Here is a 16,766-nt window from a genome sequence, read left to right as displayed (position 1 = left end):
AGGATTAACCTGTTGTCTTATCGGGAGGAATATTTAAAATACGCAATGAACCTGACATAACCTGCGCAAAAAGAGGCGCTGCGACTGCTGCGCCATAATAACTAGTACGGGTAGGCTCGTGAATTACTACCACAACAATAAGTCTTGGCTTGGAAACAGGAGCGATGCCCACAAAGCTCGCAATATGCTTATTCTCCTGATATCCTTTTTTACCTGCTATCCGCGCCGTACCTGTTTTTCCAGCAACGCGATAGCCGGGTATACGCGCTAATTTTCCTGTTCCTTCATTACCCAAAACAGCTTCTAGCATGGCCAATACTTGGTGTGCTGTTTTTTCATCAATAACTTGTTCGGCAGCTTCGGGTGCCTCTTTATGCAATAACGTAATTGGTAATAATTTACCACCGTTTGCAAAAATCATATAGCCTTTAGCGAGTTGCAAGGCGGTGACAGACAAACCATAACCAAAGCTTAAGGTTGCTAAAACAAAAGGATTGGCAGCCTTAATTTTTGCCACACTGCCATCACTTTCACCAGGATAACTACTCTCAGTACGTTGACCAAAGCCGCTACGTTGCAGTAACCCTATGAATTGCTCAGGAGGACTTAATAAAATCATTTTAGACACGCCAACATTACTCGAATGCTGTAACACACCAGTGACATTTAAAACACCATAATTATGAACATCGCGAATAGTATGCCCATGCACTATCATCCAACTTGGTCTGGTATCAATAATAGTTTCAGGCTTAACTAACCCGCTACCTAATGCACTGGCTATACTGAATGGCTTGATAACAGAACCTGGCTCAAAGGTATCGGTAAGCGCTTTATTGCGATAGCTATCTCGAGTATAACGGGCGCGTGCGTTAGGATTAAATGAAGGGGAATTAGCAGCTGCTAAAATTTCACCCGTCTCTGTATCTAATACGACCACTGAACCTGATTTAGCAGCAAATTTTTCTAAGGTGTTTTGTAATTCATGATACGCTAAATATTGAATTCGCCTATCAATACTTAATACTAAGTCATGCCCTGGACGAGGTTCTTTAATGACCCCTAATTCTTCAATAATGCGCCCCATTTTGTCTTTGACAACGCGTTTCTTACCGGGTACACCCATTAACCAATCCTGATAAGCTAGTTCTAATCCTTCTATGCCAACATCATCGATATTAGTAAACCCAACGAGCTGAGCAGTACTGTCTGCTTCTGGGTAATAGCGCTTAAACTCTTGTTGAAAATTAACACCTGGAATTTTTAATAATTCAATTTTCTTAGCTAAATTAGGAGGTAACTGGCGCTGTAAATAGAAAAACTCACGTGAATTTACTTGTTTTACACGCGCAAGAAGCGTTTTTGCAGAGACACCTAGGAGCTGCGCTAATCTGCTTAACTGTTCTTTGGTCGGTGAAAATTCTTTGGGATTTACCCAAACTGATTGCACAGGCGTGCTCACCGCAAGGGGTGTACCTTGTCTATCGGTAATCATCCCTCGATAAGCAGGAATATCTTGAATGCGTAAACTACGCGCATCCCCCTGCCCTTTTAAAAACTGGCGATGTAATACAGTTAAATCCAACATTCGCCAGACCAAAACACCAAGTAGCATGATAAAAAAAGCGGATACAACAGCTAATCGTAATTGGTGGCCTTTTTTTTTCATCGGGCTTGCAACACAAACGTTTGGGTATCGGCTGGCAGCCTCATTTGCAACTTTTGCGTTGCAAGTGCTTCTACACGTGCAGGCGTGGCCAGACTTGCTTGCTCAAGCAATAGTTGTCCCCACTGTAATTGCAGGTGATGTGCTTGCAGCTCAAGCTTTTGTAATTCACTAAAATTTGTACGGTATTCATTCGTTGCATAAACAACAGCTAAAGAACTTAACAGCACGAAGAGCATTAAAATTAATATTATCCAAAGCTGCTTAGAAAGACGCATCGCAAATAATTGACCGTTAAATAATGTACTTTGATTAATTATTCTTGCTGCAGCGTTCATACAAGTTTTTCTCCTATTCTAAGGATAGCACTGCGTGATCGAACATTCTGTCTCACTTCCTCTTCTTGGGGCTTAATTGCTTTTCCAATCCGCTTAAAACACTTTTTTATTTCTTCCGCTCGTATTGGCACATCAAAAGGCAATTGCTCGCCAACTTCCATATCACGCATGAATTGTTTAACAATTCTATCCTCTAACGAATGGAAGCTAATGACAGCTAAACGCCCACTTGGTGCTAACACATCAAATGCGCTTTTAAGACCTGTTTTAAGTTCATCTAGTTCATTATTAATATGAATTCGAATGGCTTGAAAAATACGTGTTGCTGGATGTTTATGCTTTTCCCATTTAGGGTTAGCTTGCTTAATGATTTCAGCCAGAGCAGTTGTTGTCAAAATGGGTGAATTTGCCCGAGCCTCAACAATCGCTCGTGCAATACGTCGTGCAAAACGCTCTTCACCATATTCCCAAAATATCTTTGCCATATCTTCTAATTTTGCGTGATTAATGTAACTGGCAGCATCTAATGATTGATGCCTATTCATACGCATATCTAGAGGTCCTGCCTGCATAAAACTAAATCCGCGCGTGGCATCATCTAATTGCGGCGATGAAACACCTAAATCTAGTAAAATACCATCTACTTGCTGATAAACATTTGCTTGCTTAGCAAAATCAAGCAACTCGGCAAAGGATCCTTGGAAAATTTGAAAACGTGGGTCATTACTGAAATGTATTTTTGCAAACTCAATAGCCTGTGAGTCTTTATCAATAGCAATTAGCCGGCCTTGAGTAGATAGGCGTGCCAAGATAGCTTTACTATGGCCGCCACGACCAAACGTACCATCAATATAAACACCATTAGCTTTAATCGCTAATCCATCAATTGATTCTTGCAGCAACACCGACTGATGCGACATGATATTTTCCCATTATAAAGAAAAATTCTTCATTTCCTCTGGTAAACTATCTAATTGCAATGCTTTTTCAGCCAACCAATGCTCACGCTTTTGCTGCCACAACATTTCATTCCATATTTCAAATCTATTACCCTGGCCAATAGTAACCATGTGTTTATCTAACTTAGCATATTCACGCAGCACGCAAGGTAATAATATGCGTCCACTACTATCTAGTTCTACATCAGTAGCATGCCCAATTAATAAACGCTGAATTCGACGCGCTACACTATCAAAACTAGGTAAATTCTGTAATTTTTTTTCGATAATTTGCCATTGTGCTAGCGGATAGGCGAGGAGACAGAGTTCCTCCGTATCAATAGTAATTACCAATGATGCACTTCCCTCAGCACACAATACGTCACGATAGCGCACAGGCACCATAAAACGCCCTTTTGCATCTAACGTGATCGTATTGATTCCACGAAACATAATTAGTAATGTGGGTAAATGGTAATTTACCCACAATTCTCCACTTTTTTTATAGTTTACTCCACTTTTATACACTATAGGAATTTAATTTTCTAGCGTTAAGCCTACTGAAATTTATACTCGCAACATAAAAAGTAGAACGGAAACTTATAAATGAATATTAAGCTTCCATTTTGAATAGCAATGATACATTTTAAATTTAACGATTCATAATCGTGGCTTGGCGAATACCTTGCAGTACTAAGTCGGGAACTAAATGATGATAAATATCTTGCTGCTCGAATAAAGAAGCAAAACCACCTGTCGCTAAGACAATAACATCTTGCCTTGGAAAAGCCTCTTCTTTAATTTTGGTTAGAAGCTCACGGCAAGCACCAAGCACCCCAAAATAAACGCCTGATTGAATACTTTCAGCAGTTGATCTACCCAGTGCTTGCTCTGTTTTAACTATTTCAACCGCTGAGAGCCTAGCAGTATTGGTAGAAAGCGCATCTACAGATAATCGCACACCGGGTAAAATAGCGCCACCTAAGTACGCTTTCTGTGCAGTAATGGCGCAAAAAGTGGTCGCTGTGCCAAAATCAATGACAATAATATTATGACCTGGATAAGTTTGTACAGCGGCAATGGCATTGGCTATTCTATCAGCACCAACTTCAATAGGGTTGCGGTATTTAATATTTAAACCTGTCTTAACCCCTGCTTGTAAAACAAAAGGCTCTATAGAAAAATATTTGATGCAGGCTGCACGTAGTGAGTAATCAATTTGCGGGACTACGGAGCAAATGGCAATTTCACTAATTTCTTCAGGTGAACATTGGTTTTCACGCAAAACTGTTTTTAAAAAAATTCCTAACTCATCAGAGGCACTTACTTTTGAGGTATGCCGAAAGCGAAGCTGTAAATTTTCTTCAATGAAAACGCCACCATAAATATGAGAATTACCAACATCAATACACAACATCATAACCAAAGCTCTCCAAGATTAGAGATGGTCGATAGTAAGTCTCACTAGCAATAAAATCAAGAGTTATCCCAAGAGTGGCGGTGTAAAATATCAAGGTAGGTAATATAAGATCTTAAAAATAGCGTATATAGAGTACCTGCAGAGCTAAATCCTTAAGCGAAAAGCTGAGGCTTGTACTAATTTTAAAGCAAGCTGGCCGATAAGCCGGGTTCTGTCGTGGACAATCATTTATCTAGGACATACGTCACCATATGCCTCAAGCGACCTACCCGAACCCCACACGGGTCATGTGTACTCATATAAAATGAGAATGGGTTCCTATTTGGTCTTGCTCCAAGTGGGGTTTTCCCTGCCACAACTGTTGCCAGTTGCGCGGTGCGCTCTTACCACACCATTTCACCCTTACCTTAAAAAAGGCGGTATATTTTCTGTGGCACTATCCGTAGGCTTACGCCTCCCAGGCGTTACCTGGCACTTTACCCTATGGAGCCCGGACTTTCCTCCCTTTTATTAAAAAAGAGCGATTGCCTGACCAGCTTGCTTTAATCCTAACAAATAGCTCGATAAAAAACTAGTTTTAACCGCGAGTACCAATAAATTCGTCATCGAAGTAACGTTTTAATTTAGTACGCAATGTGCCGCGACTAACGCCTAACACACGAGCTGCTTTAGATTGGTTATAACGAGTTAATTCCATAACAGTCCGGAATAAAGGTGCCTCAACTTCCTCTACAATTAGTTGGTAGAGATTTAAGTTTGCATCTTTACTACCTACCGAATTTAAATATCCCTTTACTGCATTTATCACTTGTTGAGTCAATGCTTCATTGACTTGCTCAATGTCCTGCATTACTGCATTCATTACCTCTCTCCATATGCCTAAAATAATTAAACTTATTTAAGTTAACTCTATTCTGTTAATCACAAACAGAACACCGTGATTCATATACTACCAAATATAACAAACTATGTAAATATTGTTTTAATGATATTCATTTATTAAGGGAAGCTTAAGAAAAAATGGAGTATTTATCAAGCTTTTTTGCATAAATTATGCAAAATGTTGTCTTCTTAAATTACTTAAGCATAAAAATTTACATTTAAGAATAGTTAGAAAAAATGGTATTGTATAATTTTTTAACAAAAAAAGCAAGGTTAGTGCTCTGCCATCTAATCAAACAGAGCAAACTTTGGTACAGATAGGCAATTTTACAGCACAGCTTAAGCCGACTTAAAAACTATTTAGTCTCTACTGTAAAGCTTTCACCACAACCACACTGACCGGTTTGATTAGGGTTATCAAAGATAAATTTGTAATTGAGTCCCTGTTGTACATAGTCGATTTTCATGCCTTTTAAGAAAGGATAGCTGGCTTTGTCAATCCAAATTTGATATTGCTCATTTAAAGGTAGGGCAATATCAGTCTCATGGGGATTAACAACATAGTCCACTACATACGACAGGCCTGAACAACCTGTTTTTTTAACGGAAAAACGTACGCCCTGGCTCGTAGGTTCCTGCCTAAGATACGCGAGTATGTGACGCTTTGCAGCTTCAGTTAAAGCCACACCCGTTTCCCGACTGCTCGTATAATTTACAACCTCATTCATGTCTTTCCTCGGTAAGCTTGTTTTTTACTGCATTGATAATATCGTTATAGCCTTTTTCAACCAATATTGCTATTGGATAAGAATGATTAGGAATCTCCAAACGCTCTACTAACATTCTATAAGTTAATTGTGGATGAGCCTTAATAAAACTACCTTCTAGCTGCTCACAAACCCACTCTAATGCGGCAATTAAGTAAGGACTACCATATGCTTTAAAACATACTTTATCAATTCGGCCTAAGCTATTGTAAGCTAGAAATAGATTAAAATAATTATTTCTAGTCGCATCACTTAGGTTACAACAGATAATATTAGGTAGTAGGCAGTCTAATTTACCAACATGCTTTGGTTGAAAAAAATAACGTTCTACAAGTTCATTATAATTCATAATGGTGATATTTCATGCAAACGGTTAATTTGCTCATTAATAATTTTAATAGACTGATTGATCTCTTCATCAGTAGTAAAACGGCCTACTGATAAACGAATTGAGCTATAAGCTGCTTCATCACTTAAGCCAAGCTCCTTTAAAACGTAAGAAGGCTGTAAGCTTGCAGAGGCACAGGCAGACGTGGTAGAAACCGCGAGCTCCCGCAACGATAACAATAGAGATTCACCATGTATACCTGAAAATGTTAGATTAAGATTACCTGCTATTCGTTGCCTAGCATGGCCATTTAACTTAATACCGGTTAAGTTTTTTATGCCATCCCAAAGTTTCTGTCTTAACCTTAATAATCTATCTTGCTCTTCAATGCGATTTAATTCTGCTAAAGCAAATGCTTCTCCCATGCCTACTATTTGATGTGTAGCTAAAGTACCTGCACGCAAACCACTTTCATGCGCACCACCAAAAGTACGTGGCCGAATGCGAATACGATGAGGGCGATGACGTATATATAAAGCACCTACGCCTTTAGGCCCATAATTTTTATGTGCCGAAAAAGCCATTAAATCAACGGGTAACGTTTGCAAATTAATAGGAAGCTTACCGGCGCTTTGGGCGGCATCAACATGAAAGATAATGCCTTGGCCGCGAAGCAAATGACCAATACTCATAATATCTTGTATGACCCCAATTTCATTATTTACATGCATAATTGACACTAAGATTGTGTCATCTCGTATTGCCTGTTTTAGCTTATCCAAATCTAACAGGCCATCACTTTTTGGCTTTAAATAAGTAACTGCAAATCCTTCTTTCTCTAAGTAAGCAAAACTATCAAGAACGGCCTTATGTTCAGTTGTCATGGTGATAAGATGTTTACCTTTGCGCTGATAAAATTGGGCAGCGCCAATAATAGCTAGATTATTTGCCTCTGTGGCGCCAGAGGTAAAAATAATTTCTTTGGGCTCGGCAAAGACTGCCTCAGCAATTTGTAAGCGCGCTTGTTCTACGGCTCTAGCGGCCATTTTGCCATAAATATGCGTCATTGAGGTTGGATTACCAAATACGCCATCTAAGCTCAGAAAATTCATCATTTTCTTAGCTACATGCGGATCAACTGGTGTAGTTGCCATATAGTCAAAGTAAATTGGTAATTTTTCAGTCTTCACTGAGCTTGTTTCCCTTATGTCTTTGCAGTGCTTTTTGAGTATAAGTAAGAATACCACGTAAGATATTGACTTCCATTTGCTCTAAGCCTACTCGATTAAATAATCGCCTTAAACGTTCCTGTAAACGACGAGGATTATCTGGTTTTAAAAAATTAACCTCTAATAAAACATCGGTTAAGTGTGTGTAAAATTGCTCTACCTCATCTACAGTAGCTAGCTTATCTTGATTATGGTTAACTTTTATCGTAGTTGCCAACAAATGCATTCTTAACTCATAGGTTATAACTTGAACGGCTTGGGCTAAATTTAGAGAGCTATAATCAGGATTACTAGGAATGGTAACATGATAATGACACTGTAATAATTCTTCATTAGTTAAGCCTGCATGCTCTCGTCCAAAAACCAGCGCTACTTCAATATTATCTGCATGCTCAGCAATAAGCTTGGCACAATCTTTTGGTATTAAACCTGGCAGGTCAATACCTCGTGGCCTTGCACTTGTACCAATCACCAGTTGGCAGCCTTGTAAAGCCTCCCTTAATGAAGAAGTTACAATGCATTGCTCTAATACATCATCTGCCCCTGCTGCCATCTCAAAGGCCTTTAAATCAGGAAAAATTTTTGGTGAGACTAAGTAGAGCCGGCTAAAGCCCATCGTTTTCATGGCCCTAGCTGCCGAACCGATATTACCAGGATGAGAGGTCGCAACAAGTACAATACGTATCGAGTTAAAATTCATAATAATTTAGTGAAAAACCTATTGTAATTTATAAAGATAGGCTAATTTTGCCAGATTAACTTAAGCAAAGCCCTGCTGAGCCTAAAAGACCCTTAATTAACACAGTCTGTTTTAATTAATTTATTACCGTTTAAATTTTATAACAACTGTCTTAAATAAAAAAACATGTTAGAATAACTGATTTTGTCTTCTAAGAGCAACGCATGCAACCTTTATTAAATATTGCTGTTAATGCTGCCCGTCAAGCAGGTGAAATTATTCTACGTCACGCAGAGTTAGTCGATAGAATTAAAGTCAGTGCTAAAGATTCAAATGAGTACTTTAGTGAGGTCGATGTGAAAGCTGAGCAAGCTATTATTAAAACCATTCATAAAGCCTACCCTGAACATGGTATTTTAGCTGAAGAAAGTGGGGTATTTAATGACAAAGCAGAGACGGTCTGGATTATTGACCCCTTAGATGGAACTACTAATTATTTACATGGATTTCCCTTTGTAGCTGTGTCTATTGCTGTAAAAGTAAGAAATCGCATCGAGCATGGCGTTGTTTATGACCCTATAAGGCATGAATGTTTCTCAGCAAGCCGTGGTTGTGGTGCGCAATTAAATGATAGGCGTATAAGAGTATCTAAACAAACCTTATTAAATGCGGCCCTGCTTGGGACGGGTGTGCCATTTCGTAATGTCTTATTAACTCAACGTTATTTACCTACTTTTGAAGCAATGGCTAGTAAATGTGCAGGCGTTCGCAGAACAGGATCAGCAGCGCTTGATCTAGCCTATGTGGCTTGTGGCCGTTTAGATGGCTTTTGGGAGTTTGGTTTGCGCCCATGGGATATTGCCGCAGCTTCACTTTTAGTAAAAGAAGCAGGCGGTCTAGTGAGTGATTTACAAGGCGGTGAAAATTATTTTGATCAGGGTGATGTCATTGCTGGAACACCCAAAATATTTAAATCGATACTACAAACCCTAGCCCCTATTGTTAATCGTTAATATTAACGAAATGAGTGTGGGCCAGGACTTAAAGCAACAGATAGCGCAGGATTACTCTTTGAGTTCCTCCTAAAAAAAGAAGCGCCGCAGCTAGATGGTGTAACCTCAGTAAAAGCATCCTTGTATTTAGCTTTTAATGGCGACGCAGATACAGGGCTTTGCTGCTTAGGTAAGTCAAACATTGCGCAAATTAGATCAGCCGTTTCCTGCGGCTTTTCTTTATATTGACCATCAGGCGAAAAATAGGTTCTTAAATTAGTGACTTCAAAAGCTTCAGTTTCTTTAATATTAATAAAGCGCTCCGGAGGAAAGCCGGCTTCACAAACTTGCTGTTTTAAGTTGGGACTATCGTCATGTAACTCTTGATGTGGTTGAGAATACTGGCTTTTAAAATTCCAAACGACAACTTTTCCATCTAATAAAAGTATTTCGCCGCCTGAATCAGGATCATGTGAAGAGAAGCAAATATTTTGAGGATTATCTACCCGCTTTCTTAATTGTTCTTTTAATCCTTTTTGTATTAAATTTATGCCAGCATGATAGCTTGCATAATTATCCTTTAATCTACCTATCATGATTAAATTAACGTCTTTATACAGGACATAAGCAAATAAACCATTTAGCTCACGGGAGTCAACTTGCTCAAAATTTTTATCTAAAAATGTTAATTTAGATGGCTCTAATTTACATATATAAAATGAATTATGTGGCATAAAATTACCTAATTTAAATTATTGGGGGATAATGAGTGTTTTAGGTTTTGTTAGATAAGTATCTAGCTTAGAAATCATAAACATGCAAATTTTGGGAATTCCTTTTATAAAGCCCTGAGTTATTTCAGGATACATACATTTTTAGTAAATGCCAATTTTTTTAGCTCATTTTAATTAATTAAGTCAAAGCGTTGTTTTTCTGTTGCTAAATTATAGGCTTCGTAATTGAAACGGAAGCATTTCGGTACATTTTTTGCATTTATTTTTACACCTAGTTAATGCATGAGTTATTATGATGGTAAAAAAAAGCAAACAGCATGGATTTAGTTTGCTTGAAATATTAATCAGTGCAGTGATTCTCGCGGTTGGCCTTTTAGGAATTGCAGCGCTACAAGCGCGCGCCGTGCGCGATAACCATTCAGCACAACTCCGCTCCACAGCAATTTCTCAAATCAATAATATTATTGATCGCATGCAATCAAATTATGCAGGTGTTAAGGCGGGCTCCTATAATAGTATTGTAGGAACTGGATCCGCTACAAGTTGTACAACCTGTACAAGCTCGCAGATTGCGCAGCGCGATATTTATCAATGGAATACGGAAAATGCTCAATCTTTGCCATCAGGCCGAGGGACTGTGACTCGGAATGGTGACCGCTTCACTATTACCATATTTTGGGATAATGATCGTACCGGCGCGTTAGGAACAGGTTGCAGCGGCAATACTAATGTGGATTTAACCTGCCTAAGAATGGAGGTTGAACTATGAAGAGGATAGCAGGATTTACTATCCTTGAATTTTTAATCGCGTCAACTATCGGCACATTGTTAATTGCAGGTGTTGGCGCTGTTTATTTAAGTAATAAAGCAACCTTTACGGTTCAAGAGGCATTAGCCAGATTGCAAGAAAATGGCCGCTATGCAAACTATATTTTATCCCGGGAAATCCGTATGGCCGGCTTTCAAGGATGCACTAATCAAAAACAATTAGCATTGACAAATTTGGTCTCAAATGCATCAACAATGTTAAATTATGACAAACCATTACAAGGCTTTGATGGCAATGGTGCCTCTTTTTCTCCGTCTCTGCCAACTAATATTAGTGCTAAGCAACCACTAAGTACTAGTGATGTGATTGAAATCCGCATGGCTTCTAATAGCGTACATCTTAGTACAGACATGACGCAAGTCAGTAGCCCTATTAGTGTTTTTTCAGGCTTAGGCGCGCAAAGCGGCATGCCACTTATTATTACAAATTGTGTATTAGGAGATATATTCGTGGCTGGTACAGGTACCGGAGACACATCGATTACCCACCCTACTGGTGTCAATACGTCCAATAACTTAAGTACTTCTTATTTAGCTAATGCTCAAGTCATGCGTTTCATTTACTACGCTTTTTATGTAAAAAATACTGGCAGAGTCAATAATCAAAATCAACCTATATTAGCGCTAGTACGACTTGACGCCAATGGCAATGAAGAAGAAATAGCAGAAGGTGTAGAAGAGCTACACGTTACCTATGGGGTAGATACTGATAATGATAATACCGTCAATGCTTACCAAACGGCAGCTCAAGTAAACAGCGGTAATAATTGGAATAATGTCATTAGTGTACAAATTAATTTATTGCTAGCTACAACAGAAAATGTCGCTGATAAAGCGAGACCCTACACCTTTAATAGCGCAACAGCAACACCGACTGACAGAAAAATAAGGCGTGAGTGGATAACCTTTATAACCTTACGTAATCGAGGGTTACCAGTATGAGCAAGCAATACGGGGCAACACTTGCAGTAGCACTTATTTTATTGCTCATTATTTCGATTCTAGCAATAGGTTCTGTGCAAGTAAGTCATATGCAAGAAAAAATGTCTGCTAATTTACAAGATAAAGAAATGTCTTTCCGCGCTGCTGAATCTGCTTTAAATGCTGGCGAAGGTTGGTTATTAGCGCAAACTAGACAACCTGCCATTGCAGCAAATTGTCAAACCTCTCCTTGCGTACGCCAATTTTACAATAATACAAATCTCTCTAGCCAAACTGCTTCTTGGTGGTCGAGTAATTCAGTGGCCTATGGCAGTCAGTTACGCAATGTTGCTACTGCACCCCGCTATATTATTGAATATTTACAATTTGTCCCAGACTCCCCTGAATTAGGTAACTATAAAGCAGGAGGCGGTGTTCATTACTATCGTATTACTGCGCGCGGGGTTGGCGCTAACAATGAAACAGTTAGTATTTTACAAACCACTGTGGCAAGGAGATTTTAATGAAGCGCTCACTGCCCAGTCTATTTTTAGCATTTAATCTACTATTAATTCATTCTAATAGTCATGCTGCCCCTTTAAATATTTCCCAAACCCCTTTATTTCTGACTGATGCCGTTGCCCCATTAACCATGCTCGTATTAAGCCGTGACCATAAACTTTATTTTGAAGCCTATAATGATGCATCCGATTTAAATAATGATGGTCAGGTTAATACCGTTTTTAATCCAAGTTTTGATTATTATGGTTATTTCGACAGCTATAAATGCTACAGCTATAATAGTTCACAGCTTTATTTCTATCCCGTTAGCGTGACTGCGACTAAAAAATGCCCCGGCCAATGGAGTGGGAATTTTTTAAACTATCTTACCACAGCGCGCTTAGATGCCATTCGCAAAGTTCTCTATGGGGGCTATCGCGTTAGCGATACAACGACTCAAACGATATTAGAGCGTACCTATATTCCACAAGATGGTCATAGTTGGGGAAAAGAATACCGATCAGCGCTTGTAGATGGTTATAACATTAGTGAGTATACCCCTTTTGCTGCGCCTACTAGCACAAATTATCACCTGTTTGCCAATACGACATTGCGTAATAGTTCACCTAGCTACCCGCTTTTACGGGTCTCTTTAAATCAACCTTATCGAATTTGGGAATGGGTAAGTATTGAGCTTCCCGTGGCTGGAAGTCGTGCCGTAAATGGCGGTAACGGCCCACTTTTATCAAATATTACTGATTATGTCGTCCGGGTTAAAGTTTGTGATAATGCCATTGGGCTTGAAAGTAATTGTGTAGCTTATCCCAGTGGTAGCTATAAACCCGTAGGTCTACTACAGCAATTTGGCGAAAATGATTCCATGTTATTTGGCTTATTAACTGGCTCTTATAAAAATAATTTAGCTGGCGGGGTTTTGCGCAAGAATATTTCAAGTATTAGGGATGAAATTAATTTAAATACGGGCCAATTTACAACGGTCAATGGCATTATTTCTACTATAAATAAACTTACGGTTACCGGGTTTGATACCAATTATAATTATACGTGTGGCTTTATAACAACAAGGAATATTGTCAATGGTGAGTGTGAAATGTGGGGTAATCCATTAGCAGAAATGCTGTATGAAGCGGTACGTTATTTTGCTGGAAAAAGTGGCCCTACGACGGCATTTAACTACAGTACTGGCCCTGATGTTACCCTGGGTTTAGCAAAGCCCAATTGGCAAAATCCCTACGCGACTTACCCCTCTTGCTCTAAAGCTAATCTGCTTATTATCAGTGATCAGCCAAATTATGACAGCGACCAACTGCCGGGCAGCTCCTTTAATTCTTTCTCTGGCGACTTAACACCGTCGCTTAATGTAAGTTCGTTAGCCCAAAGTATCTTTAGCAATGAAGGTTTTGCTAGTATTTTGGCCTTCATTGGCCAATCCGGCTCAAATGCTGATGGCTCACCTACACCTAAAGTAGTCAGTAGTTTTGCTAATGTAAGAGGTTTAGCGCCTCAGGAAACTAATTCGGAAGGTAGCTATTATCTTGGGAGTGTGGCTACTTATGCCTGGCTAAATGATTTAAATAGTGTAACAGGAAAACAAAATGCTAAAACTTTTTCCGTAGCCTTAGCCTCACCACAACCTGAAATTAAGTTTAAAGTGGGAAATAATACAATAAGAATCGTCCCTTTTGCTAAATCAGTCGCGGGTTTAAGTATCAATAACACCCAAGGCGCTTACCAGCCTACGAATGAAATAATAGACTTTTACATTGAATCATTGACAGCGACAGGCGGCGTATTTCGCGTTAATTTTGCTGATTTGCAGCAAGGTGCGGATTTTGATATGGATGCTATTGTTAAATACACCGTTGTTGTTAATCCCAATAATACATTGACTATCACAACTGATAGTGTTTACGCTGCAGGGGGTATTAATCAACACCTAGGCTATGTCATTTCCGGAACGACACAAGATGGCGTTTACCTTGAAGTAAGGGATAGAGACACAGCGGCAACAAGCGATGTGGATTACTTTCTCGACACCCCACCTGGCAAACTACCTGGGCAAGGATGGAACGATAAAACAGCACTGCCCATATTAACAAGTCGAACCTTTACACCAAGTAATGTTCCCTCTGCCATCTTTTTTAACTCGCCTTTATGGTATGCAGCTAAATGGGGGGGATTTAATGATCTTAATAACAATAATATTCCAGATGCTGCTATTGAATATGATTCAACGAACAGTGGCTCACCGGATAATTATTTTCTAATTACCAATGCTAGTAATTTATTTACCCAACTCGCCAAAGTATTCCAAAATATTGTTGATCAGTCTGGTACATTTACCTCAGCTACTTTAAATAGTGGTGTTTTATCCTCAGGCACCTTTCTTTATCAAGCCACTTTCCGCACGAAAGACTGGAGTGGTCGCTTACTAGCTTTAGCGCTTGACCCAACAAATGGCAATGTTCTTACCTCAGGTTACACCTGGGATGCTGCTGAACGATTGAAGTTGCAAAACTTTAATACGGGCCGCAATGTTATTACTTATAAACCATCGCAGAAAAAAGGAATACCTTTTAGATGGCCAACAAATGCAGCCTCACCCGGTGTCAATGATATTGATCTAGCGCAAGTAAACGCCTTAAATAATAATCCAGCCACGAATAATAATGATAATTTAGGCAATAATAGACTTAATTTTATTCGCGGCGATCGCTCTAGAGAAATACAAAATGGCGGAACGTTTCGTAATCGCGGCGGGCCATTAGGTGATATTATTGATTCAGCCCCATTATTAATTAAAGGGCCTGAACAAACTTACCCAGACACCTGGACTGGCACTGCTGCTGAAAATTCTATCCCCTACAGCACCTTTAAAACAAACAATGCTGAGCGTGCAGCTGTGATTTATGTTGGTGCTAATGATGGCATGTTGCATGCATTGGATGCTAACAACGGCAATGAACTTTTTGCCTACGTTCCATCAAGTGTCTTTTCTAACCTTAATCAATTAACTAATCCTAATTATACCCACCGCTACTATGTAGATGGCTCAATAAATGCTTCTGATGTCTTAATTAATAATACTTGGCGTACTGCTTTAGTAGGTTCGTTAAATGGTGGTGGACAAGGTATGTATGCACTAGATATTACTAACCCAACTCTCTTTAACGAATCAAATGCCGCAAATCTAGTACTTTGGGAATTCACTGACCAAGATGATATAGACATGGGATACTCCTATTCCCAGGCATCGATTGTCAGATTAGCCAATGGGAAATGGGCTGCTATATTTGGCAATGGTTACAATAATACTTTTGTTGACAACCGAACCAGCACGACGGGAAATGCCGTTATTTATGTTGTTGATATCGCCAATGGCACATTAATTAAAAAATTTGATACCCAGACTGGCTTATCTGCTGATCCAACTGCCTCTGGGCGTCCTAATGGTATGTCTACACCGGTCGTCGTTGATATTGATAATAATTACATTGCTGATTATATTTATGCAGGCGATTTATATGGCAATCTGTGGAAAATAGATATTAGATCTAGTGATCCTAACCAGTGGGACTTTAGTTATAAAACCGCCACAACGAATAAGCCATCACCATTTTTTGTGGCTACCAACGCCAGCGGTGTACGCCAGCCTATTACCTCTAAACCTGCTGTATCAAGGTTAAATTTTACCTCAGGCGCACTACAAATCTATATTGGCACCGGTAAGTTCTTAGAAACAGCAGATAAAACAGATAATACCATTCAAAGCGTTTATGCGTTACGTGATACTCAAACCACCGCTATAACTGGTCGTTCTGTATTGCAACAACAAACTATTCTTGATGAGCAAAATAATATACGTATTACCAGTAATAATGCTGTAGGGAGTACCCAGCGCGGCTGGTATATTGATTTAGTAGTCAATGGCCAAGCACAAGGCGAACGGGTTATTTCTAATTTATTTTACTTAAATGGCAAGATTATTTTTAACACCATCATTCCTAGCGATGACCCATGTAGTTTTGGTGGCGATAGCTGGTTGATGGAACTGGATGCAACAACTGGCAGCCGACTTAATTATAATGTCTTTGACTTAAATCAAGATAGCCGATTTACTACTGCTGATTCCGCAAGTATTATTCAAAATGGACAACAAATTACGGTATCAGTTAGTGGACTAAAATCAGAAACAGGTCTTATCGGGGGTTTACCTATCTTAAATGCAGGGCAACTTGAATACAAATACTTAACAGGCACCAGTGGTGGTACGCAAAAGGTAACAGAAAATCCAGGACAACAAGCTTATGGCAGACAATCCTGGCGGCAACTTCAATAAGGCTTATCTTTAAATCAGTAGACAGTAAGTGGATACCGTGGTCAAGCCACAGTATTTCGAGAAAATGAAAAGAAACCAAAGAAAAAAACGAATTACCGCGGCTTGACCGCGGTATCCAGCGATGGGGCACTTAAGCCAGTAGAGTGAAACCCGGGTTTCGGCCCTTTGGGCCTGCACCCAGGC

The 16,766-nt window shown here is 39.4% G+C and carries 16 protein-coding genes and 1 other RNA gene; 5 read left to right on the top strand and 12 right to left on the bottom strand.

Annotation, left to right across the window (positions count from 1 at the left end; translation table 11 throughout):
- Positions 1-4: 4 nt before the first annotated feature.
- The 11 genes from DYE47_RS03815 to trmJ all read right to left on the bottom strand — a co-directional run bounded on the left by DYE47_RS03815 (position 5) and on the right by trmJ (position 8,268).
- Entirely contained in the window at positions 5-1,669 is a 1,665-nt protein-coding gene (locus DYE47_RS03815) for a peptidoglycan D,D-transpeptidase FtsI family protein (protein ID WP_115301995.1), read from the bottom strand.
- Positions 1,666-2,004 carry a cell division protein FtsL gene (gene ftsL, locus DYE47_RS03810; protein ID WP_115301994.1) on the bottom strand — a complete coding sequence of 113 codons (339 nt, stop codon included), beginning with the start codon at positions 2,002-2,004 and terminating at the stop codon, positions 1,666-1,668. Before ftsL ends, DYE47_RS03815 begins: the two co-directional genes overlap by 4 nt.
- Positions 2,001-2,927, bottom strand: coding sequence for a 16S rRNA (cytosine(1402)-N(4))-methyltransferase RsmH (gene rsmH / locus DYE47_RS03805; RefSeq protein ID WP_115301993.1), 927 nt, complete (start codon positions 2,925-2,927; stop codon positions 2,001-2,003). The genes ftsL and rsmH overlap by 4 nt, the downstream gene beginning before the upstream one ends.
- Before the next feature lie 9 nt (positions 2,928-2,936).
- Positions 2,937-3,395: a division/cell wall cluster transcriptional repressor MraZ gene (mraZ, locus tag DYE47_RS03800; protein ID WP_115304005.1), complete on the bottom strand. Its 459-nt coding sequence runs from the start codon at positions 3,393-3,395 to the stop codon at positions 2,937-2,939.
- A 199-nt stretch (positions 3,396-3,594) separates the two neighbouring features.
- Positions 3,595-4,362, bottom strand: coding sequence for a type III pantothenate kinase (locus DYE47_RS03795; protein ID WP_115301992.1), 768 nt, complete (start codon positions 4,360-4,362; stop codon positions 3,595-3,597).
- A 184-nt stretch (positions 4,363-4,546) separates the two neighbouring features.
- Positions 4,547-4,902, bottom strand: an RNA gene (gene rnpB, locus DYE47_RS03790) — RNase P RNA component class A.
- A 37-nt stretch (positions 4,903-4,939) separates the two neighbouring features.
- Entirely contained in the window at positions 4,940-5,224 is a 285-nt protein-coding gene (locus DYE47_RS03785) for a helix-turn-helix domain-containing protein (RefSeq protein WP_115301991.1), read from the bottom strand.
- 376 nt (positions 5,225-5,600) lie between these two features.
- Positions 5,601-5,972: a HesB/IscA family protein gene (locus tag DYE47_RS03780; protein WP_115301990.1), complete on the bottom strand. Its 372-nt coding sequence runs from the start codon at positions 5,970-5,972 to the stop codon at positions 5,601-5,603.
- Entirely contained in the window at positions 5,965-6,360 is a 396-nt protein-coding gene (locus DYE47_RS03775) for an iron-sulfur cluster assembly scaffold protein (protein ID WP_115301989.1), read from the bottom strand. Before DYE47_RS03775 ends, DYE47_RS03780 begins: the two co-directional genes overlap by 8 nt.
- Positions 6,357-7,529: an IscS subfamily cysteine desulfurase gene (locus DYE47_RS03770; RefSeq protein ID WP_278043839.1), complete on the bottom strand. Its 1,173-nt coding sequence runs from the start codon at positions 7,527-7,529 to the stop codon at positions 6,357-6,359. Before DYE47_RS03770 ends, DYE47_RS03775 begins: the two co-directional genes overlap by 4 nt.
- Positions 7,519-8,268 (bottom strand): tRNA (cytosine(32)/uridine(32)-2'-O)-methyltransferase TrmJ, encoded by a 750-nt coding sequence (gene trmJ / locus DYE47_RS03765; protein WP_115301988.1) that lies wholly within the window; start codon positions 8,266-8,268, stop codon positions 7,519-7,521. The genes DYE47_RS03770 and trmJ overlap by 11 nt, the downstream gene beginning before the upstream one ends.
- 203 nt (positions 8,269-8,471) lie before the next feature.
- Between trmJ and DYE47_RS03760 the strand changes: the two genes are divergently transcribed.
- The gene (locus tag DYE47_RS03760; protein ID WP_115301987.1) at positions 8,472-9,260 is read left to right on the top strand and encodes an inositol monophosphatase family protein; all 789 of its coding nucleotides are present in this window, start codon (positions 8,472-8,474) and stop codon (positions 9,258-9,260) included.
- Between the two features lie 2 nt (positions 9,261-9,262).
- On the opposite strand, the gene DYE47_RS03755 is transcribed toward DYE47_RS03760, so the two are convergent.
- Positions 9,263-9,973 (bottom strand): hypothetical protein, encoded by a 711-nt coding sequence (locus DYE47_RS03755; RefSeq protein ID WP_115301986.1) that lies wholly within the window; start codon positions 9,971-9,973, stop codon positions 9,263-9,265.
- 292 nt (positions 9,974-10,265) lie between these two features.
- Between DYE47_RS03755 and pilV the strand changes: the two genes are divergently transcribed.
- From pilV to DYE47_RS03735, 4 genes are read left to right on the top strand one after another with little or no spacing between them, the layout of a single operon-like run.
- Complete coding sequence (pilV, locus tag DYE47_RS03750; protein WP_115301985.1) at positions 10,266-10,742, top strand: type IV pilus modification protein PilV; 477 nt, start codon at positions 10,266-10,268, stop codon at positions 10,740-10,742.
- Positions 10,739-11,743: a PilW family protein gene (locus DYE47_RS03745; protein ID WP_115301984.1), complete on the top strand. Its 1,005-nt coding sequence runs from the start codon at positions 10,739-10,741 to the stop codon at positions 11,741-11,743. Before pilV ends, DYE47_RS03745 begins: the two co-directional genes overlap by 4 nt.
- Positions 11,740-12,246 carry a pilus assembly PilX family protein gene (locus DYE47_RS03740; protein ID WP_115301983.1) on the top strand — a complete coding sequence of 169 codons (507 nt, stop codon included), beginning with the start codon at positions 11,740-11,742 and terminating at the stop codon, positions 12,244-12,246. The genes DYE47_RS03745 and DYE47_RS03740 overlap by 4 nt, the downstream gene beginning before the upstream one ends.
- Positions 12,246-16,583, top strand: a complete 4,338-nt coding sequence (locus tag DYE47_RS03735; protein ID WP_115301982.1) for a pilus assembly protein — start codon at positions 12,246-12,248, stop codon at positions 16,581-16,583. Before DYE47_RS03740 ends, DYE47_RS03735 begins: the two co-directional genes overlap by 1 nt.
- Positions 16,584-16,766 lie beyond the last annotated feature (183 nt).

The sequence above is a fragment of the Legionella beliardensis genome (assembly GCF_900452395.1).
Classification (GTDB): domain Bacteria; phylum Pseudomonadota; class Gammaproteobacteria; order Legionellales; family Legionellaceae; genus Legionella_C; species Legionella_C beliardensis.
This window is presented reverse-complemented; position numbering and strand designations above follow the sequence as displayed.